This window comes from Bacillus sp. UNC438CL73TsuS30 (genome assembly GCF_000482325.1).
Taxonomy (GTDB): domain Bacteria; phylum Bacillota; class Bacilli; order Bacillales; family Cytobacillaceae; genus Neobacillus.
In genome coordinates, this window is record NZ_AXVA01000032.1 from 1 (window position 1) to 24,897 (window position 24,897).

The 24,897-nt window shown below is 40.8% G+C and carries 25 protein-coding genes, 1 rRNA gene and 2 other annotated features; all 26 genes read left to right on the top strand.

All coding sequences use genetic code 11. From position 1 onward, the window contains the following. Positions 1–5: 5 nt before the first annotated feature. Positions 6–122 (top strand): 5S ribosomal RNA (gene rrf / locus M028_RS0111575). 347 nt (positions 123–469) lie between these two features. Then, positions 470–931 carry a CtsR family transcriptional regulator gene (locus tag M028_RS0111580; protein WP_026574058.1) on the top strand — a complete coding sequence of 154 codons (462 nt, stop codon included), beginning with the start codon at positions 470–472 and terminating at the stop codon, positions 929–931. A gap of 26 nt (positions 932–957) precedes the next feature. Beyond that, positions 958–1,506 (top strand): UvrB/UvrC motif-containing protein, encoded by a 549-nt coding sequence (locus tag M028_RS0111585; protein ID WP_026574059.1) that lies wholly within the window; start codon positions 958–960, stop codon positions 1,504–1,506. Between the two features lies 1 nt (position 1,507). After that, entirely contained in the window at positions 1,508–2,581 is a 1,074-nt protein-coding gene (locus tag M028_RS0111590) for a protein arginine kinase (RefSeq protein WP_026574060.1), read from the top strand. Positions 2,582–2,594: 13 nt separating this feature from the next. After that, positions 2,595–5,036: an ATP-dependent protease ATP-binding subunit ClpC gene (gene clpC / locus M028_RS0111595; RefSeq protein WP_026574061.1), complete on the top strand. Its 2,442-nt coding sequence runs from the start codon at positions 2,595–2,597 to the stop codon at positions 5,034–5,036. A 144-nt stretch (positions 5,037–5,180) separates the two neighbouring features. Further along, the gene (radA, locus tag M028_RS0111600; protein ID WP_026574062.1) at positions 5,181–6,563 is read left to right on the top strand and encodes a DNA repair protein RadA; all 1,383 of its coding nucleotides are present in this window, start codon (positions 5,181–5,183) and stop codon (positions 6,561–6,563) included. A gap of 3 nt (positions 6,564–6,566) precedes the next feature. Continuing rightward, entirely contained in the window at positions 6,567–7,640 is a 1,074-nt protein-coding gene (disA, locus tag M028_RS0111605) for a DNA integrity scanning diadenylate cyclase DisA (protein ID WP_026574063.1), read from the top strand. Between the two features lie 101 nt (positions 7,641–7,741). Then, positions 7,742–8,830: a PIN/TRAM domain-containing protein gene (locus tag M028_RS0111610; RefSeq protein ID WP_026574064.1), complete on the top strand. Its 1,089-nt coding sequence runs from the start codon at positions 7,742–7,744 to the stop codon at positions 8,828–8,830. A gap of 33 nt (positions 8,831–8,863) precedes the next feature. Continuing rightward, complete coding sequence (ispD, locus tag M028_RS0111615) at positions 8,864–9,553, top strand: 2-C-methyl-D-erythritol 4-phosphate cytidylyltransferase (protein ID WP_026574065.1); 690 nt, start codon at positions 8,864–8,866, stop codon at positions 9,551–9,553. Positions 9,554–9,555: 2 nt separating this feature from the next. Continuing rightward, the gene (gene ispF / locus M028_RS0111620) at positions 9,556–10,038 is read left to right on the top strand and encodes a 2-C-methyl-D-erythritol 2,4-cyclodiphosphate synthase (RefSeq protein WP_026574066.1); all 483 of its coding nucleotides are present in this window, start codon (positions 9,556–9,558) and stop codon (positions 10,036–10,038) included. Positions 10,039–10,104: 66 nt separating this feature from the next. Next, entirely contained in the window at positions 10,105–11,562 is a 1,458-nt protein-coding gene (gene gltX / locus M028_RS0111625; protein ID WP_026574067.1) for a glutamate--tRNA ligase, read from the top strand. Positions 11,563–11,611: 49 nt separating this feature from the next. Beyond that, positions 11,612–11,839 (top strand) — a binding site (T-box leader). A gap of 69 nt (positions 11,840–11,908) precedes the next feature. Next, the gene (gene cysE / locus M028_RS0111635; protein ID WP_197031409.1) at positions 11,909–12,580 is read left to right on the top strand and encodes a serine O-acetyltransferase; all 672 of its coding nucleotides are present in this window, start codon (positions 11,909–11,911) and stop codon (positions 12,578–12,580) included. Beyond that, positions 12,561–13,958 carry a cysteine--tRNA ligase gene (cysS, locus tag M028_RS0111640; RefSeq protein WP_026574069.1) on the top strand — a complete coding sequence of 466 codons (1,398 nt, stop codon included), beginning with the start codon at positions 12,561–12,563 and terminating at the stop codon, positions 13,956–13,958. Before cysE ends, cysS begins: the two co-directional genes overlap by 20 nt. 3 nt (positions 13,959–13,961) lie before the next feature. Beyond that, positions 13,962–14,387, top strand: coding sequence for a Mini-ribonuclease 3 (locus M028_RS0111645; RefSeq protein ID WP_026574070.1), 426 nt, complete (start codon positions 13,962–13,964; stop codon positions 14,385–14,387). After that, a complete protein-coding gene (rlmB, locus tag M028_RS0111650) occupies positions 14,384–15,127 on the top strand; it encodes a 23S rRNA (guanosine(2251)-2'-O)-methyltransferase RlmB (protein ID WP_026574071.1) in 744 nt (247 codons plus the stop codon). Before M028_RS0111645 ends, rlmB begins: the two co-directional genes overlap by 4 nt. A 2-nt stretch (positions 15,128–15,129) precedes the next feature. After that, positions 15,130–15,639, top strand: coding sequence for an NYN domain-containing protein (locus M028_RS0111655; protein ID WP_026574072.1), 510 nt, complete (start codon positions 15,130–15,132; stop codon positions 15,637–15,639). Positions 15,640–15,707: 68 nt separating this feature from the next. Continuing rightward, positions 15,708–16,358 (top strand): RNA polymerase sporulation sigma factor SigH, encoded by a 651-nt coding sequence (gene sigH / locus M028_RS0111660; protein WP_026574073.1) that lies wholly within the window; start codon positions 15,708–15,710, stop codon positions 16,356–16,358. 119 nt (positions 16,359–16,477) lie between these two features. Beyond that, on the top strand, positions 16,478–16,624 hold the full coding sequence (rpmG, locus tag M028_RS32075; RefSeq protein WP_081810729.1) for a 50S ribosomal protein L33: 147 nt from the start codon (positions 16,478–16,480) through the stop codon (positions 16,622–16,624). A 44-nt stretch (positions 16,625–16,668) separates the two neighbouring features. Further along, on the top strand, positions 16,669–16,851 hold the full coding sequence (gene secE / locus M028_RS0111665; RefSeq protein WP_026574074.1) for a preprotein translocase subunit SecE: 183 nt from the start codon (positions 16,669–16,671) through the stop codon (positions 16,849–16,851). A gap of 301 nt (positions 16,852–17,152) precedes the next feature. Further along, positions 17,153–17,686, top strand: a complete 534-nt coding sequence (gene nusG / locus M028_RS0111670; RefSeq protein ID WP_026574075.1) for a transcription termination/antitermination protein NusG — start codon at positions 17,153–17,155, stop codon at positions 17,684–17,686. 193 nt (positions 17,687–17,879) lie between these two features. After that, positions 17,880–18,305, top strand: a complete 426-nt coding sequence (gene rplK, locus M028_RS0111675) for a 50S ribosomal protein L11 (protein WP_026565509.1) — start codon at positions 17,880–17,882, stop codon at positions 18,303–18,305. A 113-nt stretch (positions 18,306–18,418) separates the two neighbouring features. Next, positions 18,419–19,117, top strand: a complete 699-nt coding sequence (gene rplA, locus M028_RS0111680) for a 50S ribosomal protein L1 (RefSeq protein WP_026574076.1) — start codon at positions 18,419–18,421, stop codon at positions 19,115–19,117. Positions 19,118–19,166: 49 nt separating this feature from the next. Next, positions 19,167–19,312 (top strand) — a sequence feature (ribosomal protein L10 leader region). 32 nt (positions 19,313–19,344) lie between these two features. Then, positions 19,345–19,845: a 50S ribosomal protein L10 gene (rplJ, locus tag M028_RS0111685; protein WP_026574077.1), complete on the top strand. Its 501-nt coding sequence runs from the start codon at positions 19,345–19,347 to the stop codon at positions 19,843–19,845. Between the two features lie 55 nt (positions 19,846–19,900). Then, positions 19,901–20,263: a 50S ribosomal protein L7/L12 gene (gene rplL, locus M028_RS0111690; protein WP_026574078.1), complete on the top strand. Its 363-nt coding sequence runs from the start codon at positions 19,901–19,903 to the stop codon at positions 20,261–20,263. 100 nt (positions 20,264–20,363) lie between these two features. Next, positions 20,364–20,963: a class I SAM-dependent methyltransferase gene (locus tag M028_RS0111695; protein WP_026574079.1), complete on the top strand. Its 600-nt coding sequence runs from the start codon at positions 20,364–20,366 to the stop codon at positions 20,961–20,963. A 254-nt stretch (positions 20,964–21,217) separates the two neighbouring features. Beyond that, positions 21,218–24,778, top strand: a complete 3,561-nt coding sequence (rpoB, locus tag M028_RS0111700) for a DNA-directed RNA polymerase subunit beta (protein WP_026574080.1) — start codon at positions 21,218–21,220, stop codon at positions 24,776–24,778. Positions 24,779–24,897: the final 119 nt, after the last annotated feature.

The following is a 24,897-nucleotide window of genomic DNA, read 5'->3' on the forward strand; positions in this document are numbered from 1 at the left end:
AATAGTCTGGCAATAATGGCGAGAAGGTCACACCCGTTCCCATACCGAACACGGAAGTTAAGCTTCTCAGCGCCGATGGTAGTTGGGGGCTGTCCCCCTGTGAGAGTAGGACGTTGCCAGGCATGATGAAGGACAACCTGATGAGGGTTGTCTTTTTTTTGCGTTCTATGGACTTAATTACAGTAATCACCCCCTTCTCGAACCCCCAAAACCTTCCTATACCTAATTACAGACAAATATCCCCAAACATTTTACCACCTCCATGTTTCACAATGACGAGATTTGGAGAAAATCATTAGTATCTGATTGTTGAAACTTCAAACGCTTTTCAGTATAATTAATGTCAAATATAGTCAAAGTCAGAAACACCAGCTAATCAATAATTTAAATAAAATTAAGCAAAAGGAGGTGAATCCTGTCTGCGGCAAAATATTGAAAAAAATTAAATAAGCTGCAGCCAGTTGGGAAGATGAGAAACATCTCCGACATTATTGAAAATTATTTAAAAGCAGTGTTAGAAAAAAGCGAACAAGACCTCGTTGAAATTAAACGAAGTGAAATTGCAGATAAATTTCAATGTGTACCATCACAAATAAATTACGTAATTAATACCCGGTTTACAATAGAAAGAGGATATATTGTTGAGAGTAAACGCGGCGGTGGTGGGTATATAAGAATTACGAAAGTACAATCCCACGAATTTGCCGACCTAATCCATCATTTGATCTCACTTGTAGAGGAACGAATCAGCCAGGCAAGTGCTGAAGATGTTATTCTCCGACTTGTACATGAAGAAATTATTACAAATCGAGAAGCAAAAATCATGTTAAGTGTAATTGATCGTTCCGTTTTATATATTGAACTTCCGTACCGTGACGAATTGCGGGCAAGAATGTTAAAGGCAATGTTAACTACCTTAAAATATAAATAATGATACTAGCTGGAGGGGTGATGAGGATGATATGCCAGGAATGTAATCAAAGGCCTGCAGCACTCCACTTCACAAAAATTATTAATGGTGAAAAAACAGAGGTTCATCTTTGTGAGAAATGTGCACAGGAAAAAGGGAATATGTTTATGTTAAATGGAGGCTCAAGTTTTGCCTTTAATAATTTATTAGCTGGACTGTTGAATATTGATCCTTCCTATCAAAAACAGGAAAAGAGCCCATTTCATCAGGAGGAAATTCTTCAATGCAGCCATTGCTCAATGACGTTTCCACAATTCTTAAAAATTGGACGCTTCGGATGTGCGCATTGTTATGAAACTTTTAAGGAGCAGCTAAAGCCTGTTTTAAAACGTCTCCACAGCGGAAATTGGTCCCATAGTGGAAAGATTCCCAAAAGAATCGGTGGTGGCATTCATCTTCGAAAGCAAATCGACGAATTAAAAAATGAATTAAGAGATTTGATTACCCATGAAGAGTTTGAAAAAGCAGCAGAAGTACGTGATGAGATTCGTACACTTGAAAAACAGTTAACGGGCAGTCAGGGGGGAGGGGAATAAAATGCCGCTTGAACGATTTATTAACCAAGCCCTTAGTTCATGGATGAGGCAGGTAGGACCTGATTCAGATATAGTACTTAGTTCACGAATCCGTTTAGCTCGAAACTTTGAGGAATATAAATTTCCGACATTATTTTCCCATGAAGAGGCAAAAGAGATTATTGCCAATATCGAGGAAGTTTTAAATAATGCAGATATTACAAAGTTTGGGCAAATGGAATTATTAAAGATCAATGACCTACAGCCTCTTCAAAAGTTAGTTTTAGTTGAAAAACATTTAATCAGTCCTCTTCTTGCAGAAGATTCACCCTATGGAGCTGTTCTGTTAACCGAAAATGAAGAAGTTAGTATTATGGTTAATGAAGAGGATCATATCCGTATTCAGTGCCTGTTCCCCGGTTTGCAGCTAAAAGAAGCACTTGAAGCAGCGAATGAAATTGATGACTTGCTTGAAAGCCGGATTCAATATGCATTTGATGAAAAACATGGTTATTTAACAAGCTGTCCCACAAATGTGGGAACCGGTCTCCGTGCTTCCGTCATGATGCATTTGCCTGGACTAATCCTAACGCAGCAAATGAATCGGATTATCCCGGCGATTAACCAATTAGGTCTTGTAGTTAGAGGGATTTATGGTGAGGGCAGCGAAGCTTTAGGAAATATTTTTCAAATATCCAATCAAATTACTCTTGGGAAATCAGAAGAAGATATCTGCCGTGATTTAAAGGGGGTTGTTAGTCAGCTAATTTCACAAGAAAGGTCGGCTCGTGAAGCATTACGCAAAACTTCAAACATACAATTAGAAGACAGGGTATTCAGATCGTTCGGTGTATTATCTAATAGCCGAATTATCGAATCAAAGGAAGCTGCGAAATGTTTATCCGACGTACAGCTTGGAATTGATATGGGATATATCACGAATATGCCCAAAAATATGTTAACGGAATTAATGATTTCAACCCAGCCGGGATTCTTGCAGCAATATGCAGGCGGGCCACTAAGGCCGCATGAAAGGGATATAAGGCGTGCTGCTTTAATTCGGGAACGAATAAAAATGGAAACCGATAAAAGGTGAGGAGGAAGAGAATATGATGTTCGGACGTTTTACAGAAAGAGCTCAAAAGGTATTAGCGTTAGCCCAAGAGGAAGCAATCCGTCTTGGCCATAATAATATTGGAACAGAGCATATTTTATTGGGACTGGTTCGTGAAGGGGAAGGGATTGCAGCAAAAGCACTTTATGGACTTGGTTTAGGCTCTGATAAAATTCAAAAAGAAGTTGAAAACTTAATTGGCAAAGGACAGGAAGTTCCACAAACCATTCACTATACACCAAGAGCGAAAAAAGTAATTGAATTATCAATGGATGAGGCGAGAAAGCTTGGCCATTCATACGTTGGAACGGAACATATTCTCCTTGGTCTCATTCGTGAAGGTGAAGGAGTGGCGGCACGGGTTCTTAACAATCTAGGTGTTAGCCTTAATAAAGCACGTCAGCAAGTGTTGCAATTACTGGGCAGCAATGAGTCAGGCGGTCATCAGGGTGGAGCTTCTGCCAGCGCCAATACCCCAACACTAGACAGTCTTGCTAGAGATTTAACGGCAATTGCAAGGGAAGGAAGCCTTGACCCAGTGATTGGCCGAAGTAAAGAAATCCAGCGTGTTATTGAGGTATTAAGCCGCCGGACAAAAAACAACCCAGTTTTAATTGGGGAACCTGGTGTTGGTAAAACTGCAATAGCGGAAGGGCTTGCCCAGCAAATTGTTAATAATGAAGTTCCTGAGATTCTTCGGGATAAGCGGGTCATGACGTTAGATATGGGAACGGTTGTTGCCGGTACAAAGTATCGCGGTGAGTTTGAGGACCGTTTGAAAAAGGTAATGGATGAAATCCGCCAAGCAGGTAATATCATTCTATTTATTGATGAATTACACACATTAATTGGTGCCGGTGGTGCGGAAGGTGCTATTGACGCCTCCAATATTTTAAAACCTTCTCTGGCACGCGGCGAGCTTCAGTGTATCGGTGCAACGACTCTTGATGAGTACCGTAAATACATTGAAAAGGATGCAGCGTTAGAGCGACGTTTCCAACCGATTCGTGTCGATGAACCAACAGCTGAAGAATCGATTCAAATATTACAAGGATTGCGCGATCGCTACGAGGCACATCACCGCGTATCAATTACAGATGAAGCAATTGAAGCAGCTGTAAAATTATCGGACCGTTATATTTCTGATCGCTTCCTGCCGGATAAGGCGATTGACTTGATTGATGAAGCAGGTTCAAAAGTACGCTTACGTTCCTATACGACTCCTCCAAACTTAAAAGAACTAGAAGTAAAGCTTGAGGATGTCCGAAAGGAAAAAGATGCTTCAGTACAAAGCCAGGAATTTGAAAAAGCAGCATCTTTAAGGGATACGGAGCAGCGCCTGCGTGAACAGCTCGAAGAAACGAAAAAGACCTGGAAAGAAAAACAAGGAAAAGAAAATAATGAAGTTACAGTTGAAGATATCGCGAATGTTGTTTCCAGTTGGACGGGAGTTCCAGTCTCAAGACTGGCTCAAACAGAAACAGAAAAGCTTCTTAATTTAGAGGAAATTTTACATTCTCGCTTAATTGGCCAGGAAGAAGCTGTTAAGGCGGTTTCGAAAGCAGTCCGTCGTGCACGGGCGGGATTAAAGGATCCAAAACGCCCAATCGGTTCCTTTGTTTTCCTTGGACCTACCGGTGTCGGGAAAACAGAGTTGGCACGAGCACTTGCAGAAGCAATGTTTGGTGATGAAGAGGCAATGATTCGGATTGATATGTCTGAATACATGGAGAAACACTCCACTTCCCGTCTAGTCGGTTCCCCTCCGGGATATGTCGGTTATGAGGAAGGCGGACAATTAACGGAAAAAGTAAGAAGAAAACCTTATTCGGTTATTTTGCTGGATGAAATCGAAAAGGCACATCCTGATGTTTTCAATATCCTCTTGCAGGTTCTAGAAGATGGGCGCTTAACTGACTCAAAAGGAAGAACGGTTGATTTCCGTAATACCGTCTTGATTATGACATCTAACGTGGGTGCTGAGGCATTAAAGCGAAATAAATATGTCGGCTTTAATATCCAGGATGGTGAGCAGGATTACAAAGACATGAAGGGAAAAGTGATGGAGGAATTGAAGAAGGCCTTCCGTCCAGAGTTCTTGAACCGGATTGACGAAATCATTGTCTTCCATTCATTGGAGAGAAAGCATCTGCAGGAAATTGTTACATTATTGTCTGATCAGTTAACAAAGCGCTTAAAGGAACAAAATATTGAGCTTGAGTTAACGGAGGCAGCGAAGGATAAGATCTGCCTGGAAGGATATGATCCGGAATATGGGGCAAGACCACTGCGCCGCGCCATTCAGAAGCATATTGAAGACCGCCTATCTGAAGAGCTGCTAAAAGGTACAGTGCTAACAGGCCAGAATGTGATTATTGATGTGGATAATGGTGAATTTACCGTAAGAACAGCGGAAAAAACAAGTCTGGCAAAATAACGAAGGATACAATGGAAAAACACAAGAAGAGGTACACGTGAATATCGTTGATCGTGTGCCTCTTTATTTTTACATATTTATCCAATCATCTATTTGTTGTACAATAAATGTGTAGATTACTTAAAGGCAAAAGAGGTAGAAGTAATGGTAAAGCGGAAAACTAAGTTCATGTGTCAGGAATGTGGATATGAATCTCCCAAATGGATGGGGAAATGCCCGGGATGCGGTCAGTGGAATAAGATGGTCGAAGAGGTCGAGGTAACGGGTGGAAATCGAAGAGGAGCCTTTGCACATGCCCAGGGGGGGGCGGCAATTCTTTCGAAAGCTATGCCGATTACGTCCATTGAAACAGGTAGTGAACCAAGGATTTTAACCAATTTGAGTGAGCTTAACCGAGTACTTGGTGGTGGAATTGTCAGGGGATCATTGGTTCTGATTGGCGGTGATCCAGGTATTGGTAAATCTACACTTCTTTTGCAGGTATCATCACAGCTCGCCCATAATGGGAATAAGGTTTTATACATATCTGGTGAAGAATCACTAAGGCAGACCAAGCTTCGTGCCGAGCGCTTAGGGGTATCTTCTGAAAACTTATTTGTGTATTCGGAAACCAGCCTAGAGGAAATTAACCGTACGATCGAAGCTGCGAATCCGGCCTTTGTCATTATTGATTCGATTCAAACCATCTACCATCCCGAGGTTACTTCAGCCCCGGGCAGCGTTTCACAGGTTCGTGAATGTACGGCTGAGTTAATGAGAATTGGAAAGACGAAGGGAATTGCGATTTTTATTGTTGGACATGTAACGAAAGAAGGTTCAATTGCCGGTCCAAGATTATTAGAGCATATGGTTGACACCGTTTTATATTTCGAAGGGGAACGGCATCATACGTACCGGATTTTACGTGCCGTGAAAAACCGATTTGGTTCCACGAATGAAATGGGAATTTTTGAAATGAAAGAAGCTGGCCTTGAGGAAGTGGCGAACCCTTCGGAAATTTTTCTAGAAGAGCGTTCAAGGGGGGCGGCCGGTTCAACGGTTGTCGCTTCGATGGAGGGGACACGACCAGTATTAGTGGAAATCCAAGCACTCATTTCTCCTACAAGCTTCGGGAATCCGAGAAGAATGGCCACTGGAATCGACCATAACCGGGTTCCGCTTTTAATGGCTGTATTGGAAAAGCGTGTCGGTATGCTGCTCGCCAATCAAGATGCCTATCTAAAGGTAGCGGGCGGAGTAAAGCTGGATGAACCGGCGATCGACTTAGCAATTGCTGTAAGCATTGCTTCGAGTTTTCGTGATCAACCGACAAGACCAACGGACTGTATTATTGGGGAAGTAGGGTTAACCGGTGAGGTCAGAAGGGTATCAAGAATTGAGCAGCGTGTTCAAGAGGCAGCAAAGCTTGGATTTGAACGAGTGATCTTACCTGCTAATAATCTAAGCGGATGGACAGGGCCAAAAGAGATTCAATTAATTGGGGTTTCATCTGTAAGTGAAGCGCTTAAAGCAGCGTTGGGAGGGTAGCAGATGGAAATTAAAAGGCTTGGTGAACAATCTGTAAGTGAAGTATTACCATTTATTGCACCAGGAACACCCCTTCGTGAAGGAATCGATAATGTGCTTCGGGCTAACACCGGGGGACTGATTGTAGTTGGTTATAATGATAAGGTGAAAGGTCTTGTGGATGGCGGCTTTCAAGTGAACTGTCCATTTTCACCAAGCTTTTTATATGAACTTGCAAAGATGGATGGCGCGATTATTCTTAATGAATTGGGCACAAAAATACTCTTTGCGAACGCTCATCTTGCTCCGGACTCTACAGTGCCCTCCTCAGAAACGGGGATGCGCCACCGGACTGCTGAACGGGTAGCCAAACAAACAAAAGCGCTTGTGATTGCAATTTCCCAAAGAAGAAATGTCATTACTCTTTATCAAGGGAATTTCCGCTATGCACTTAGGGATATCGGTGTGATTTTAACGAAGGCCAATCAAGCTGTACAAACGCTTGAAAAATATAAGGCTGTCTTAGAAGAAAGTATTACAAACTTAAGCATTTTAGAGTTTGAGGAATCTGTTACCTATACAGACTTTTTGCTAGTTCTTCATCGGTTTGAGATGGTGTTAAAAATAAAAAATGAATTACTAACTTATTTAAATGAACTCGGAACAGAGGGAAGGCTAATCCGACTGCAAATCAATGAAATTTTAACGGAGCTGGAAGAGGAAATGATGTTAATTCTTAAGGATTATGCATTTGACCGGGAGACGAAAGCGCAGGAGGTCCTCGGCCGGTTGCAAGTCATGGCGAATCATGAAACCATAGAAGATATGGTATTATTAAAAATGATGGGCTATCAAGGATATGTACATCTCGATGAAAATAAAAACCCAAGGGGATATCGGATTCTAAATAAAATTCCGCGGCTGCCGGCGGTAATTGTTGAAAATCTCGTAACACGTTTTGGTACGCTCCCTAAAATTATTTTTGCAACGGTAGAAGAGCTCGATGATGTGGAGGGAATTGGAGAAGTACGTGCCAAGAAGATTAAAGAGGGTCTGAGATTGTTAAAAGAACGTCTGTATACAGAGAGACAACTTTAAAAGGAATATATTTCAAAATGGTTACAATTTGGAAAAATAATCATGAATCGAAGGTTTCAAATTGATGAAAATGTTTATAATGAAATAGAGGAGGTGAAGGAATGTTAAAACGAATTGTTCAAGCTTGCTTCCTCATTACCGGAGGTACGCTTGGAATCTTATTAATCCCTGAATTACTTAAATTAATCAATATGAATGACATTCCGATTGTCAGTAACTCATATGTCACTGCTATTATAGGTGCAATTATTTTTTATCTTATTACCTTTTGGGCAGTTGATTATGTACATGAATTTATTAAATGGACAGAGGATTCTTTAATTAAAATCCCGGTAACGGATGTACTTTTCGGCAGTATTGGGTTAATTTTTGGATTATTGGTGGCCTTTTTAATTGGCTTTGCCTTAAATGCGGTAAAGGTACCAATTTTGAATGCAGTCGCACCCATTCTACTGACCTTATTATTTGGTTATCTCGGCTTTCAAGTTGGGTTTAAGAAACGAGATGAGTTATTAAATCTCTTTACAAACCGAATTGGAAAGAAAAAGTCAGGAGAAGAAGAACCCGAAAAGGCAGCGGTCCAGCAATTAAAAATTCTCGATACTAGCGTCATTATTGATGGTCGGGTTGCTGATATTTGCCAGACAGGATTTTTGGAAGGAACCATTGTCATTCCCCAATTTGTGCTGGAAGAGCTCCAGCATATTGCAGATTCATCCGATGTTTTAAAACGAAATCGCGGACGGAGAGGTTTGGATATTCTTAACCGTATTCAAAAAGAGCTTGCGATAAAGGTTGAGATTTACGAGGGAGACTTTGAAGAAATTCAAGAGGTAGACAGCAAATTGGTCAAGCTTGCCAAGTTGACTAATGGCATCCTTGTGACCAATGATTTTAATTTAAACAAGGTTTGTGAATTACAGAACGTAACGGTGTTAAATATTAATGATTTAGCGAATGCAGTTAAACCGGTTGTTCTTCCGGGTGAAGAATTAACGGTGCAGGTTATTAAGGACGGAAAAGAATACCATCAGGGAGTTGCTTACCTTGATGACGGGACTATGATTGTGGTCGAAGAAGGAAGAGAGTATATCGGTAAAAGAATTGAGGTTCTCGTAACCAGTGTTCTTCAAACATCTGCAGGAAGAATGATCTTTGCGAAACCGAAACTATTAGAAAAAGCGTTATAAGTGATACAGTAGTGATAGAATTGGGGTTTTAAAATGGGCTACCAAGTCATTCTCCCGGCTGCAGGTCAGGGAAAAAGAATGGGTGCAGGGAAAAATAAGCTGTTGCTTGAGTTAAACGCTATTCCTGTATTGATCCATACATTAAGGGTGTTCGAAGAGGACGAAAAATGTGAGGGCATAATATTAGCGATACATCCCCAGGATGAAGCTGAATTTAATTTCTTGCTTAAACAATATCAGATTGGGAAAGTTAAAGGCCTGGTACCGGGTGGAAAAGAACGTCAGCACAGTATCCATCATGCATTGAAAACAGTGAAGGATGGCGAAATGATTCTTGTTCATGATGCCGCCCGACCCTTTATTAGAAAAGAACAAATTCACCGTCTGATAATAGCAGCGGAAGAAACTGGTGCGGCGATTATTGGCGTACCGGCAAAAGACACGATGAAAACAGTACGCAATCAAACAGTGCTGGGAACAGTCGAACGAACTAGCTTGTGGGCAGTACAAACCCCACAAGCTTTTCGCATGTCCATTTTGCTTGAAGCCTATGAAAATGCAGAAAGTGACCACTTTTTAGGGACAGATGATGCAAGCTTAGTGGAGAGAATCCCCCACCCCGTTACAGTGGTGGAAGGGGATTATGATAATATTAAGCTAACAACACCGGAGGATTTATTTTTTGCCGAAGCAATATTGAAAAAAAGAAAAGGGAGTTTTTAAAGATGTATCGAATTGGACAAGGCTTTGATGTTCACCAATTAACGGAAGGACGCCCGCTTATTATCGGTGGTATAAAAATCCCTTACGAAAAAGGGCTGTTGGGCCATTCTGATGCCGATGTATTATTACATACTGTTTCGGATGCCTGTCTTGGCGCAATTGGAGAAGGGGACATCGGCAGGCACTTTCCGGATACCGATCCAAATTTTAAGGATGCCGATTCTGCAAAGTTGATGGAGCACGTATGGGAGCTCGTGAAAGAAAAAGGCTATGAGCTCGTAAATGCCGATTGCACTATTATTGCGCAAAAGCCAAAAATGGCTCCTTATATTGAGCAGATGAAAGGGCGGATTGCTGAATTACTTGAAGCAGCACCGGACCAGGTCAATGTAAAAGCTACCACTACAGAAAAACTCGGCTTTACCGGAAGACAAGAGGGAATTGCAGCTCAGGCTGTTGTGTTATTAAAGAAAATAAATGCTTAATCTTTACACTTTACAGTGGTAAAATATCAGGTGAAAACAATTCCAAAAGTGGAGGCACTATATATCATGTCAAATGAAGTTCGTGTAAGGTATGCTCCAAGTCCAACTGGACATTTACATATTGGGAATGCTCGTACTGCGTTATTTAATTATTTGTTTGCACGCAATAAGGGCGGGAAATTTATTATCCGGATTGAGGATACTGATAAAAAGCGGAACATTGCAGGTGGAGAAGAAAGCCAATTAAAATATTTAAAATGGCTCGGAATGGATTGGGACGAGAGTGTTGATATCGGCGGTGAATATGGCCCATACCGTCAATCGGAACGAAATGATATTTATGAAGTCTATTACAAGCAATTATTAGAAAGCGGTAAAGCTTATAAATGCTACTGCACCGAAGAAGAGTTAGAGGCTGAACGTGAAGGACAGATCGCTAGAGGGGAAAATCCTCAATACTCAGGAAAGTGCCGCCATTTAACAGCTGAACAGCGCAGCCTGCTTGAGGGCGAAGGCCGTCAGCCAAGCATCCGGATTGCGGTTCCCCAAGGAAAGACCTATACATTTGATGATATGGTAAAAGGGGTTGTATCTTTCGAATCCGAAGGGATCAGCGACTATGTAATTGTGAAAAAGGACGGAACTCCAACCTATAATTTTGCTGTTGCGGTAGATGATCATTTAATGGAAATCTCCCATGTTTTACGTGGGGATGACCATATTTCAAATACCCCGAAACAGCTCGTAGTTTATGAAGCATTAGGCTGGGAGCCGCCAATTTTTGGACATATGACCTTAATCGTCAATGAGAGTCGAAGAAAATTAAGTAAGCGTGATGAATCGATCATTCAATTTATTGAGCAATATGAGGATTTAGGCTATCTGCCGGAGGCATTATTTAATTTTATTACATTGCTCGGCTGGTCACCTGCAGGGGAAGAAGAAATTTATTCGAAAGCGGAATTTATTGAATTGTTTGATGCGGAACGTCTTTCCAAATCACCTGCATTATTTGACAAGCAAAAACTCGCTTGGATGAACAATCAGTACATGAAAAAGGTGGAGCTTGACCGCGTTTATCAACTTGCGGTTCCACATTTAATTAAAGCAGGGCGTTTGCCTGAAAAAATGACAGAGACCGAACAGCACTGGGCTAAAAGTCTTGTTGCTCTTTTCCAAGAAAAAATGAGCTTTGGCGCAGAAATCGTCGAACTTACCGAGTTATTTTTCAAGGATGAGGCAGAATATGAAGAAGAGGCAAAAGAGATTCTTTCCGGCGAACAGGTTCCGGAAGTGTTGAAGGCATTTTCCCATGAACTTGACCAGCTTCCAAGCTTTGAAGCAAATGGAATTAAAGCTGCAATGAAAGCTGTTCAAAAGTCAACAGGGCAAAAAGGGAAAAATCTTTTTATGCCAATTCGTGCGGCCGTAACGGGTCAAACACATGGGCCGGATTTGCCGCAGGCGATTGAACTTTTAGGAAAAGAAAAAGTTCAAGCAAGAATTAATAAAATTATTTGTTAACAATTGAAATAAAAAAATAATATAGTAAAATTAAATAAATTCCATATGCATGAAAGTGAAGAAGAGGATAAGTAAAAAAATGATGTTTTAAAGAGAGAACCATCACCGGCTGAAAGTGGTTCAGGCCGCTCATTTTTTGAAATGCACCTCTGAGCCCCATTTCGAAAAGGAGGATTCCAGAGTAGATATGGGCGGAACCTATCCGTTAACAGGTAGAGTGAGACCAATATAAAGTTTTGGTCTAATCAGAGTGGAACCGCGCTTAAGCGTCTCTGTCGTATAGACAGGGACGCTTTTTTTTATTAATGGGGAATTTTGGGCTGTGTTTTCAAAAAGGGGGGAAACCATCATGTTTAAAACATTTAAAGAGGACGTTGAGGTTATATTTGAACAGGATCCTGCGGCACGAAGTTATTTTGAGGTGGTATTAACGTATTCCGGTTTACATGCCATTTGGGCACATCGAATTGCTCATGCCTTCTATAAGCGGAAATTTTATTTTATCGCGAGGGTGATTTCTCAGGTCAGCCGTTTTTTTACCGGAATTGAAATTCACCCGGGGGCAAAAATAGGCAGAAGATTTTTTATTGACCACGGCATGGGTGTCGTCATTGGGGAAACCTGTGAAATAGGGGATAACGTAACAGTTTTCCAAGGGGTAACACTTGGCGGAACAGGAAAAGAAAAGGGAAAACGTCATCCAACTATTAAGGACAACGCCTTAATTGCTACAGGGGCTAAGGTACTTGGATCGATTACAGTTGGGGAAAATTCAAAAATTGGTGCCGGCTCCGTTGTTTTAAAAGAGGTGCCGCCAAACTCTACCGTTGTTGGCGTACCAGGCAGAGTCGTCATTCAGAACGGAAAACGAATTAATAAGGACTTCAACCACTGCGATCTGCCAGATCCAATTGCGGATCGGTTATCGGAAATGCAAAACGAGATCAATCGGTTACAGCACCATCTAGATGAACTGGAAGATGAAGGGAGCAAGCTTAATGACCATTCAGTTATATAATACACTTACACGAAAAAAGGAAACATTCGTTCCGTTAGAAGAAGGAAAGGTAAAAATGTATGTCTGCGGTCCAACGGTTTATAATTATATTCATATAGGCAATGCGCGTCCGGCCATTGTATTTGATACCGTCCGTCGTTATTTGGAATACCGAGGCTTTGAGGTGAAATATGTATCAAACTTTACCGATGTTGATGATAAGCTGATTCGTGCAGCCAATCAATTGGGTGAAGATGTTCCGACAATTGCCAATCGCTTCATCCATGCCTATTTTGAGGATGTATCTGCATTAGGCTGCCAAAAAGCCGATGTCCATCCGCGTGTAATGGAAAATATGGATATTATTATCGACTTTATCAGCCAATTGATTGAAAAAGGTTATGCCTATGAGTCAGAGGGAGATGTCTACTTCCGTACAAGAAAGTTTGATGAATACGGTAAACTATCACACCAATCAATTGATGAACTTCGGGTAGGAGCAAGGATTGAGGTTGGAGAAAAGAAACAAGATGATCTTGACTTTGCTCTATGGAAAGCTGCAAAGGAAGGAGAAATATTCTGGGAGAGTCCGTGGGGAATAGGCAGACCAGGCTGGCATATTGAGTGCTCGGCAATGGCGAAAAAATATCTGGGTGAAACCATTGACATTCATGCCGGCGGACAGGATTTAACCTTCCCGCATCATGAAAATGAAATTGCCCAATCAGAAGCACTTTCTGGAAAAACATTTGCAAATTACTGGATGCATAATGGCTATATTAATATTGATAATGAAAAAATGTCAAAATCACTTGGCAATTTTGTTTTAGTCCATGACATTATTAAAAAGCATAACCCGCAAGTATTACGATTCTTTATGTTGTCAGTTCATTACCGCAATCCAATCAATTATAGCGAGGAATTATTAGAAAGTACGAAGGCGGCATTCGAAAGGTTGACCACCTCCTACCAAAATTTAAAGCATCGCAAAGAGGCAAGTACAGACTTAACCAATAATAATCAAGAGTGGCTTGAAAAAATAGCAGAAATGCGCGGCCAATTTATAAAGGAAATGGATGATGATTTTAACACGGCCAATGCCATTTCAGTTCTATTCGAGCTTTCAAAATTGGCGAACTATTATTTGCTCGAAAAAAATACAGCCAAGATTGTAATCGATGAATTTATCAACGAATTTGAGCAATTGTTCCACGTTTTAGGTTTAACACTTGAAAAAGATGAAATGTTGGACGAAGAAATTGATGCCTTACTTGAAAAAAGAATTCAAGCCCGCAAGGATCGTAATTTTCAGTTAGCAGATCAAATTCGGGATCAGCTAAAAGCGTTGAATATTATTTTAGAAGATACACCTCAGGGTACACGCTGGAAAAGAGGATAATTCATGCTTGATTATGAGAACCATGTGGATGCAAAACAATTAAATAGTCTGGCACTTGCATACATGGGTGATGCTGTATTTGAAATTTACGTACGGCGTCACCTGCTGCAAAGTGGAAAAGTAAGGCCAAACCAGTTACATCATGCTGCGACGAAATATGTTTCCGCAAAAGCGCAGTGCCAAATTTTGTTTCAAATGATGGATGACCATCTTCTTACGGAAGAAGAAACAGCTGTCATCATGCGGGGCCGAAATGCAAAATCGGGAACCGTCCCCAAAAATACGGATGTCCAAACATACCGATACAGCACAGCGTTTGAAGCACTGATGGGACATCTATATTTAACTGGGGAACTGAACCGGTTAGAGGAACTTATTCAAAAAGCATTAACCTATGTAGACGAAAAGAAAGGAGGAACAACAGGATGACCCAAGAATATATCATCGGAAAAAATCCAGTCATTGAAGCACTAAAGTCAAATCGCGATATCAATAAAATTCTCATTGCCGAAGGTTCACAGCGGGGGCAAATGCAGCAAATTACCCAGCTTGCTAAAGAGGGAAATGTGATTGTTCAATTTGTTCCAAAGAAAAAAATTGATCAAATTACAGATCAAAATCATCAAGGAGTCCTTGCGTACGTGGCAGCTTACCAATATGCAGAAATGGATGATTTATTTGCTGCAGCAGAAAAGAAAAATGAACCTCCTTTCTTTTTATTATTAGATGAAATTGAAGACCCGCATAACCTTGGTTCCATTATGAGAACAGCTGATGCGGTAGGGGCACATGGCATTATTATCCCAAAGCGAAGAGCCGTTGGATTAACCGCGACAGTGGCAAAAGCCTCGACTGGAGCAATTGAATATATACCTGTTGTCCGTGTGACAAATATGGCTCGTACCATTGATGAGTTAAAGGAACGGGGTGTCTGGATCGCCGGAACAGACGCCAAAGGGAAAGAGGATTACCGCCAATTTGATGGGACGCTTCCACTTGGCCTCGTGATTGGCAGTGAGGGAAAAGGAATGGGCAGGCTTGTGCGTGATAAATGTGATTTCTTAATTCATTTGCCAATGGCCGGAAAGGTTACATCCTTGAATGCATCCGTAGCAGCGGCATTGCTCATGTATGAGGTATTCCGAAAAAGGCACCCTCTTGAGGGATAGAAATGGATATCCTGCTTGTCGATGGCTATAACATTATCGGTGCCTGGCCCGATTTAAGAGATTTAAAGGAACGCGATTTACCTGCGGCACGGGATCGTTTGGTGGAAAAGATGGCAGAATACCAAGCCTTTTCCGGTTACCGTGTGATCGTGGTTTTTGATGCACAGTATGTTCAAGGCACCGAGAAAAAATATAGAAATCATAAAGTCGAAGTGATTTTTACAAAGAAAAATGAAACAGCGGATGAACGGATTGAGAAATTGGCGATTAGCCTAAATAATCGAAAAACGCAAATTCACGTAGCAACATCTGATTTTACAGAACAATGGGCGATTTTTGGACAAGGGGCACTAAGGAAATCTGCTAGGGAATTACTGATTGAAATGTCTTCAATTGAAAAAGGCATAGAAAAGAGGGTAAAGAAAATTCAAGAGAAACAACCTGCCGCAAAGATTCAAATTAGTGACGAAGTGGCAGAAATTTTTGAAAAATGGCGCAGGGGAGAAAAGTAAGAATTGACGGTCAAAAAAACCATCATGTATACTTAAATTATCTATGCTTGTTCGGTGGAGGGGATCTAGTGAGTACAGACTTCGGGATAAAAATCAACGAACAATTTTTTTCAATGGAAGATGAAGAAATTGTGGATCTAGTGCACCAGGGTGAAAGTGAAGCGTTGGATTATTTAATCCACAAGTATCGAAATTTTGTACGGGCAAAAGCAAGATCCTACTTTTTAATTGGGGCAGATAAGGAAGACATTGTCCAGGAGGGTATGATCGGGCTCTATAAGGCGATACGTGATTTCCGGGAGGACAAGCTCACTTCATTTAAAGCGTTTGCAGAGCTTTGTATTACCCGCCAAATTATTACGGCAATAAAAACAGCAACAAGGCAAAAGCATATTCCGTTAAATTCATATGTTTCATTGGACAAGCCTATTTATGATGAAGAATCAGACCGAACATTAATGGATATTTTATCTGGGGCAAAAGTGCTTGACCCAGAGGAGTTAATCATTAATCAAGAAGAATTTGATCATATTGAGGTAAAAATGACTGAATTATTGAGTGATTTAGAAAGGAAGGTTCTCGCGCTCTACCTTGATGGACAATCCTATCAGGAGATTTCTGAGGAACTAAACCGCCATGTTAAATCAATCGATAATGCGTTGCAGCGCGTAAAGCGAAAGCTTGAAAGATACCTTGAAATTCGGGAGTTTTCCTTGTAGTTTATAACTAGTATAAATATGGAATTTATGTGAATGTGTTCCTAACTATTATTGACATATAGTATGTACCGTGTTACATTTTTAAGGATATAATAGTAGGACAATTGAAGGTGTCAAATATGAGTAAAAAGGTTATCCTTGCCTGCGTTGATTGTGGCTCAAGGAATTATTCGACGATTGGCAAGCAGGAAAAATCAGAGAGATTAGAATTGAAGAAATTCTGCAAAACTTGTAATTCGCATACATTACACCGTGAGACAAAGTAATTTTAATATAGTTAGTAGGCAATCCCGATTTTGGAGGTTACAGAATGCAGCGCATAAAGAAGTTCTTCAGTGATGTTGTCCGCGAGATGAGAAAGGTCAGCTGGCCAAAACGCGGTGAATTAACAAGATATACAGTTACTGTTTTATCTACCGTTGTGTTTGTTGCTCTTTTCTTTGAAGTAATAGATTTAGGAATTTCTAAATTGATTCGTTTAATTCTTGAATAATAGATGTTATTTCATGGTATAATGGTGATTAATACAGGAAACTTTTATGCAAAGCCCGTTTAACGGGTTTTTTATTTTGGCTGTGTTCATTAGATGAATTTGTGATTGTGATAATTGGAGCGGAAGGCGGGAGACTCCTGCGGGAGTACGGTACAGGGGAGACCCCGCAGGCGCAAAAGCGCCGAGAAGGCTCCCCGGAACGCCCGCGGAAAGCGAAGTGCCTGGAGCGGAAATCAGCAAGCAAATTTAACACAGCTTTAATTTGAAAAATACAGGGAGGGACGGACACTAGTCCTCTTAAATGGAAAAGAATTGGTATGTTGTTCATACTTACTCAGGCTATGAAAATAAAGTAAAAGCCAATCTGGAAAAACGCGTTGAATCAATGGGGATGGCGGATAAAATTTTCCGAGTAGTTGTACCTGAGGAAGAAGAAACCGAAATTAAAAATGGTAAAAAGAAAGTCGTAAAACGAAAAGTTTTTCCTGGATATGTACTAGTTGAAATTGTTATGACCGATGATTCATGGTACGTCGTACGGAATACTCCTGGAGTAACTGGATTCGTTGGCTCTGCCGGTTCAGGCTCAAAGCCGACCCCACTTCTTCCGGAAGAGGTGACGGTATTACTGAAACGCATGGGAGTAGAAGAAAAACGTTTGGATGTGGACTTCGAAATTGGTGAAACCGTACGCGTAAAAGAAGGCCCATTTGCTAACTTTACCGGGACTGTAGAAGAGATGGACAAGGATAAAGCTAAGCTTAAAGTACTTGTTAATATGTTTGGCCGTGATACGCCTGTAGAGTTAGATTTTACGCAAATTGATAAGCTTTAAAAAGAAAAATTGATGGATATTGTAAAAAAACTTGAAATCAATTTTAAAAAATGTTAATATTTCATAGGTCAGTATGTCTCAAATTTTGAGACAAGACTTTGTCAAGTTCTTTATCTTTATATAAAGACAGATGCCTTGAGTGGGAGGGTGAATACCCTATTACCACATCACGGACTTTAAGGAGGTGTGTCTCGTGGCTAAAAAAGTAATTAAAGTTGTTAAATTGCAAATCCCTGCTGGTAAAGCGAATCCTGCACCACCAGTTGGTCCTGCACTAGGTCAAGCCGGTGTTAATATCATGGGATTCTGTAAGGAATTTAACGCTCGTACAGCTGATCAAGCTGGATTAATTATCCCTGTTGAAATTACGGTTTTTGAAGACCGTTCATTTACATTTATTACGAAAACTCCTCCTGCTGCCGTTCTTTTGAAAGTAGCAGCTGGAATTCAGTCTGGTTCTGGTGAACCAAACCGTAATAAAGTAGCAACAGTTAAGCGTAACACAGTACGCGAGATTGCGGAACAGAAAATGCCTGACCTTAACGCAGCTAGCGTTGAAGCAGCAATGCGCATGGTTGAAGGTACTGCACGCAGCATGGGAATCGTTATCGAAGATTAATCCATGTAAACTGTTGATGATGTAATGAGGGGGTTGCGAAGTTCTAAAATATTCGCAACCTTTTTCGTGGGAGTTATTCAACGTTAAAACCACAATTTAGGAGGAAAAACAAAATGGCTAAAAAAGGTAAAAAGTATCTAGAAGCTGTGAAGCTTGTAGATCGCACAAAAGCTTACCCAATTGCAGAAGCAATCGAACTTGCAAAGAAGACAAACACTGCAAAATTTGACGCAACTCTTGAAGTTGCATTCCGCTTAGGTGTTGATCCTAAGAAAGCAGACCAACAAATCCGTGGTGCAGTTGTACTTCCAAACGGTACTGGTAAAACTCAACGCGTTTTAGTTTTCGCGAAGGGTGAAAAAGTAAAAGAAGCAGAAGCAGCTGGCGCTGATTATGTTGGCGATGCAGAATACATCAACAAAATCCAACAAGGTTGGTTCGAATTTGATGTAATCGTCGCAACTCCAGATATGATGGGTGAAGTTGGTAAACTTGGTCGTGTGTTAGGACCTAAAGGTTTAATGCCAAACCCTAAAACTGGTACAGTTACATTTGATGTAACAAGAGCAATCAATGAAATTAAAGCAGGTAAAGTTGAATACCGTGTTGACAAAGCTGGTAACATCCACGTGCCAATCGGTAAAGCTTCTTTTGAAGATGGAAAACTTGTTGAAAACTTCAAAACAATTTTCGACACAATGTTGAAAGTTAAGCCTGCTGCTGCAAAAGGTACTTACATGAAGAACGTAACCGTTACTTCAACAATGGGCCCTGGCGTGAAGGTTGATCCTTCTTCTGTTGCAGTAAAATAATTTTTGTTGACAAATAATAATAGATTTAATATAATATATTTTGTTGTTTAAATTAAAAACATTTGTACTGTAGACAGCAGGGGCACAACATGTGCTTAATAATCCTGCCGAGGTAATGCGATAAATTGGCTGAAACGCTTCAGCTTTATGCTGCCTCCATGTCTTCGTTTGATATGGAGGTTTTTATCTGCCTGGTATAAATGTAGATAACTACAGGAGGTGTAAAGATGAGCAGTGCAATCGAATCAAAGAAATTAATCGTTGATGAAATCGCTGATAAATTAAAAGCCAGCAAATCTACGATTGTTGTTGACTACCGTGGTCTTACTGTTGCTGAAGTAACTGAACTTCGTAAGCAGCTTCGTGAAGCTGGTGTCGATTTCAAAGTTTACAAAAACTCAATGACTCGCCGTGCGGCTGATGCTGTTGAACTTTCAGGTTTAAATGAAGCTCTAACAGGTCCAAACGCAATTGCGTTCAGTACCGAGGATGTTGTAGCTCCTGCTAAAATCCTTAATGATTTTGCGAAAAAACATGAGGCTCTTGAAATTAAAGCAGGTGTAATCGAAGGAAGCATCGCTACAGTTGAAGAGGTTAAAGCTCTTGCAGAACTACCTTCACGCGAAGGCTTACTTTCTATGCTACTTTCCGTACTACAAGCTCCAATCCGCAATCTTGCTCTTGCTGCAAAAGCAGTTGCAGATCAAAAAGAAGAACAAGGCGCGTAAGTTAATCTAAAAGCGTAATTCATAAATTGAATGAAAACTAAGGAGGAAATTTAAAATGACTAAAGAACAAATCATTGAAGCAGTTAAATCTATGACTGTTTTAGAACTTAACGATCTAGTAAAAGCAATCGAAGAAGAATTCGGCGTAACTGCTGCTGCTCCTGTAGCTATGGTTGGCGGAGCTGGTGCTGCTGCTGTTGAAGAAAAAACTGAATTTGATGTAATCCTAGCTAGCGCTGGCGATCAAAAAATCAAAGTTATTAAAGTTGTTCGTGAAATCACTGGTCTTGGTCTTAAAGAAGCAAAAGATCTTGTTGATAACACTCCAAAGCCAGTTAAAGAAGGCGTATCTAAAGAAGATGCTGAAGCAATCAAAGCTAAACTTGATGAAGTTGGAGCGAACGTTGAAGTTAAGTAATTTTCCTATAAAAAAGCTCGCTGTATAGCGGGCTTTTTTTGGCTTATTTTTAAAAATCCTCGTTTTTCTTCAATATCATTCTCCAGGGAGGAATTGTCTTTTGTCAGAACACTACTATTCTCGTACCCAAAAAGTTGAAAGTGATCCGAAGTACTGGGATTTTACATTAAGAAATCACCGATTTCGTTTTAAAACGGATAATGGTGTTTTTTCAAAGCGAGAAGTGGACTTTGGCTCACGTGTCTTAATTGAAGTGTTTGAAATGCCTGTTGTCGAGGGTTCTATTTTAGATGTCGGCTGTGGCTATGGACCGATTGGTCTCTCTTTGGCACTATCTTACCCTGAACGAAAAGTTCATATGGTTGATGTGAATGAGCGGGCAATTGAATTAGCAAAAGAAAATGCCGTACTTAATCGAATAGAAAATGTTGAAATTTATGAAAGTGATCGGTTAACGGGAGTTAAGGCAAATGATTTTGCTGCAGTTTTAACGAATCCGCCAATTCGGGCGGGAAAACAGGTTGTTCACGACATTTTTGAACAAAGCTACGAATGCCTTGTTTCTGGTGGGGAACTTTGGGTAGTGATACAAAAGAAGCAAGGAGCACCGTCAGCAATAGAAAAATTAAAAGAACTATTTTCTGAGGTAGAGACGGTTGACAAGTCAAAAGGTTATTTTGTCATTAAGGCTAAAAAATAGTTGACTCCAATATGTCACTATGTTAGCATTATAAAATGCCATCATAATATTTTCCGAATTATTCCTGAAAACAATTGTTTTCACTGTATAAAAATGGATGAAGACGGAAATGATGACAAAATAATAGTCAAAATGTGAAAATGTGGTTTTTATGTAAAACCCTTTTTCTTTTTGTCTGATGAGAGGGAGTTTATTTCTTCTTAAAAGACGTTAATACATTTTTATTATAACGCTTGATTTGAGGGGTGAATCAGTTGACAGGTCAACTAGTTCAGTATGGACGACACCGGAAGCGGAGGAGTTACGCGCGAATCAGTGAAGTTTTAGAATTACCAAATCTTATTGAAATCCAAACCTCTTCATATCAATGGTTTCTTGATGAGGGGTTGCGTGAAATGTTCCAGGATATTTCACCGATTGAAGACTTTACTGGTAACCTATCTCTAGAATTTATTGATTACAGCCTTGGCGATCCAAAGTATTCTGTTGAAGAATCAAAAGAACGGGACGTTACATATTCAGCACCATTACGTGTAAAAGTGCGTCTTGTGAACAAAGAAACAGGCGAAGTAAAAGACCAAGATGTTTTTATGGGTGATTTCCCGCTCATGACAGAAACAGGTACGTTTGTCATCAATGGTGCTGAACGTGTTATTGTTTCTCAGTTAGTACGTTCACCGAGCGTATACTTCAGTGGGAAAGTTGATAAAAACGGAAAAAGAGGATTTACAGCAACGGTAATTCCGAACCGCGGCGCTTGGCTTGAGTATGAAACAGATGCCAAAGATGTCGTATATGTAAGAATAGATCGTACTCGGAAACTGCCCGTTACGGTTCTTTTGCGTGCACTTGGCTTCGGCTCTGATCAAGAAATCATCGAATTGATTGGGGACAACGAGTATATTCGCAATACGCTGGAGAAGGACAATACTGAGGGTGTAGATAAAGCCCTTTTGGAAATTTATGAACGTCTGCGTCCAGGTGAACCACCGACAGTTGAAAATGCAAAAAGTTTATTAGTTTCCCGTTTCTTTGACCCTAAGCGATACGATCTAGCTAATGTTGGTCGCTATAAGATCAATAAAAAGCTTCATATTAAAAACCGCTTATTCAATCAACGATTAGCAGAATCCCTTGTGGATCCTGAAACTGGTGAAATTATTGCAGAAAAAGGGACGTTACTTGACCGCAGAAATCTTGATCGGATTATTCCTGCGCTTGAAAAAAATATTAACTTTAACAGTTTTAATCCATCGGGCGGCGTAGTGGAGGATGATATCATTCTTCAGGGAATTAAAATTTATGCCCCTAATGATGAAAATGAAAAAGTCATCAACGTATTAGGTAATGCCTATGTTGCTGAACCGATTAAGAATATCACTCCTGCAGATATTATTGCGTCCATCAGCTATTTCTTTAATTTGCTGCATGGTGTGGGAGATACAGATGATATTGACCATCTAGGAAACAGACGTCTTCGCTCTGTTGGTGAATTATTGCAAAACCAATTCCGAATTGGATTATCCCGGATGGAGCGCGTTGTTCGTGAAAGAATGTCTATTCAAGATACAGCAACAATTACACCGCAGCAGCTGATTAATATTCGTCCTGTTATTGCGTCAATTAAAGAGTTCTTCGGAAGTTCGCAATTATCGCAATTCATGGATCAAACGAACCCACTGGCAGAGTTAACACATAAGCGCCGTTTATCAGCCTTAGGACCTGGTGGATTAACGCGTGAACGTGCTGGAATGGAAGTCCGTGACGTTCACTACTCCCACTATGGCCGTATGTGTCCGATTGAAACACCAGAGGGACCGAACATTGGTTTGATTAACTCATTATCCTCTTACGCAAAAGTGAACCGTTTCGGCTTTATTGAAACACCTTACCGCCGTGTTGATCCTGACACAGGAAAGGTAACAAGCCGAATTGATTATCTTACTGCAGATGAAGAAGATAACTATGTAGTTGCACAAGCGAATTCACGTTTAGGAGACGATGGTTCATTCCTTGATACGGATATCGTAGCTCGTTTCCGTGGTGAGAACACGGTTGTAAATCGTGACCGTATTGATTATATGGATGTTTCACCAAAACAAGTTGTCTCTGCAGCAACTGCGTGTATTCCATTCCTTGAAAACGATGACTCAAACCGCGCCTTAATGGGTGCGAACATGCAGCGTCAAGCAGTACCGCTTATGCAGCCGGAAGCTCCTCGTGTTGGAACTGGTATGGAATATGTATCAGGGAAAGACTCAGGTGCAGCGGTTATTTGTAAGCAGGATGGAATTGTCGAGCATGTAGAAGCCCGCGAAGTTTGGGTTCGCGAAATTAAAGAAGTAGATGGCCAAGAGGTAAAGGGTGATCTAAAAAAATACAGATTATTAAAGTTTATCCGTTCTAACCAAGGTACTTGCTACAACCAGCGTCCAATTGTTGCAGTAGGCAACCGTGTGAAAAAAGGTGAAATTCTTGCTGATGGTCCGTCAATGGAATTAGGGGAATTAGCTCTTGGACGTAACGTTCTCGTTGCGTTTATGACGTGGGATGGTTATAACTATGAAGATGCGATTATCATGAGTGAACGTCTTGTAAAAGATGATGTTTATACGTCTATTCATATTGAAGAATATGAATCTGAATCTCGTGATACAAAGCTTGGACCAGAGGAAATTACCCGTGATATTCCGAATGTTGGGGAAGATGCCCTTCGTAATCTGGATGAGCGCGGTATTATCCGTACTGGTGCAGAGGTAAAAGATGGTGATCTTCTTGTTGGTAAGGTTACGCCAAAAGGGGTTACCGAACTAACGGCTGAAGAGCGACTCTTACATGCTATTTTTGGTGAAAAGGCCCGTGAAGTCCGTGATACTTCATTACGAGTACCACATGGGGGCGGCGGAATCGTCCATGATGTTAAAGTCTTTAACCGTGAAGACGGAGACGAACTTCCACCGGGAGTAAATCAGCTGGTTCGTGTTTATATCGTACAGAAGCGTAAGATTCACCAAGGTGATAAAATGGCGGGACGCCACGGAAATAAAGGGGTTATCTCAAGGATTTTACCTGAAGAAGATATGCCTTATTTACCAGATGGCACACCTGTTGATATCATGTTAAACCCATTAGGGGTACCTTCTCGTATGAATATCGGACAGGTGCTTGAGCTCCATTTAGGAATGGCTGCAAGATATTTAGGAATTCATGTTGCAACTCCGGTATTTGACGGGGCGCGTGAAGAAGATGTATGGTCTACGATTGAAGAAGCAGGAATGGCACGGGATGCGAAAACCGTTCTTTACGATGGCCGTACAGGTGAACCATTTGACAACCGGGTTTCAGTTGGTGTCATGTATATGATTAAACTTGCCCACATGGTTGACGATAAATTGCATGCCCGGTCAACGGGACCTTACTCACTTGTTACGCAGCAGCCACTTGGCGGTAAAGCGCAATTTGGCGGACAGCGTTTCGGTGAGATGGAGGTTTGGGCTCTTGAAGCCTATGGTGCAGCTTATACGCTTCAAGAAATCCTTACTGTTAAATCAGACGACGTTGTCGGTCGTGTGAAAACATACGAAGCAATTGTAAAAGGTGAAAATGTTCCGGAGCCGGGCGTTCCAGAATCATTCAAGGTTTTAATAAAAGAGCTTCAAAGTCTTGGCATGGATGTGAAAATCCTTTCCGGTGATGAAGAAGAAATTGAAATGCGTGATATGGAAGATGAGGACGACTTGCAGCAGGTCGATACATTAAATATAGTTCCTGAAGCCCAGAACCTTGAATCTGAAAAAGTTGGTTCAAAAGAGTAATTAGCTGCTAAAGCGCACTGTGCATTTAAATGCAAAATAGGAACAAGTCAAACTTGTTCCTCATTACGCTTTTAGTTTTTCTGAGCAATTAGGGTAAAACCTGGAGATCAAAAGGGAGG

What these genes read in the sequence shown, in the direction of transcription:
- M028_RS0111580 (WP_026574058.1), top strand. Translation starts at nt 470, where the DNA reads ATGAGAAACATCTCCGACATTATTGAAAATTATTTAAAAGCAGTGTTA.
- M028_RS0111585 (WP_026574059.1), top strand. Translation starts at nt 958, where the DNA reads ATGATATGCCAGGAATGTAATCAAAGGCCTGCAGCACTCCACTTCACA.
- M028_RS0111590 (WP_026574060.1), top strand. Translation starts at nt 1,508, where the DNA reads ATGCCGCTTGAACGATTTATTAACCAAGCCCTTAGTTCATGGATGAGG.
- clpC (WP_026574061.1), top strand. Translation starts at nt 2,595, where the DNA reads ATGATGTTCGGACGTTTTACAGAAAGAGCTCAAAAGGTATTAGCGTTA.
- radA (WP_026574062.1), top strand. Translation starts at nt 5,181, where the DNA reads ATGGTAAAGCGGAAAACTAAGTTCATGTGTCAGGAATGTGGATATGAA.
- disA (WP_026574063.1), top strand. Translation starts at nt 6,567, where the DNA reads ATGGAAATTAAAAGGCTTGGTGAACAATCTGTAAGTGAAGTATTACCA.
- M028_RS0111610 (WP_026574064.1), top strand. Translation starts at nt 7,742, where the DNA reads ATGTTAAAACGAATTGTTCAAGCTTGCTTCCTCATTACCGGAGGTACG.
- ispD (WP_026574065.1), top strand. Translation starts at nt 8,864, where the DNA reads ATGGGCTACCAAGTCATTCTCCCGGCTGCAGGTCAGGGAAAAAGAATG.
- ispF (WP_026574066.1), top strand. Translation starts at nt 9,556, where the DNA reads ATGTATCGAATTGGACAAGGCTTTGATGTTCACCAATTAACGGAAGGA.
- gltX (WP_026574067.1), top strand. Translation starts at nt 10,105, where the DNA reads ATGTCAAATGAAGTTCGTGTAAGGTATGCTCCAAGTCCAACTGGACAT.
- cysS (WP_026574069.1), top strand. Translation starts at nt 12,561, where the DNA reads ATGACCATTCAGTTATATAATACACTTACACGAAAAAAGGAAACATTC.
- M028_RS0111645 (WP_026574070.1), top strand. Translation starts at nt 13,962, where the DNA reads ATGCTTGATTATGAGAACCATGTGGATGCAAAACAATTAAATAGTCTG.
- rlmB (WP_026574071.1), top strand. Translation starts at nt 14,384, where the DNA reads ATGACCCAAGAATATATCATCGGAAAAAATCCAGTCATTGAAGCACTA.
- M028_RS0111655 (WP_026574072.1), top strand. Translation starts at nt 15,130, where the DNA reads ATGGATATCCTGCTTGTCGATGGCTATAACATTATCGGTGCCTGGCCC.
- rpmG (WP_081810729.1), top strand. Translation starts at nt 16,478, where the DNA reads ATGAGTAAAAAGGTTATCCTTGCCTGCGTTGATTGTGGCTCAAGGAAT.
- secE (WP_026574074.1), top strand. Translation starts at nt 16,669, where the DNA reads ATGCAGCGCATAAAGAAGTTCTTCAGTGATGTTGTCCGCGAGATGAGA.
- nusG (WP_026574075.1), top strand. Translation starts at nt 17,153, where the DNA reads ATGGAAAAGAATTGGTATGTTGTTCATACTTACTCAGGCTATGAAAAT.
- rplA (WP_026574076.1), top strand. Translation starts at nt 18,419, where the DNA reads ATGGCTAAAAAAGGTAAAAAGTATCTAGAAGCTGTGAAGCTTGTAGAT.
- rplJ (WP_026574077.1), top strand. Translation starts at nt 19,345, where the DNA reads ATGAGCAGTGCAATCGAATCAAAGAAATTAATCGTTGATGAAATCGCT.
- rplL (WP_026574078.1), top strand. Translation starts at nt 19,901, where the DNA reads ATGACTAAAGAACAAATCATTGAAGCAGTTAAATCTATGACTGTTTTA.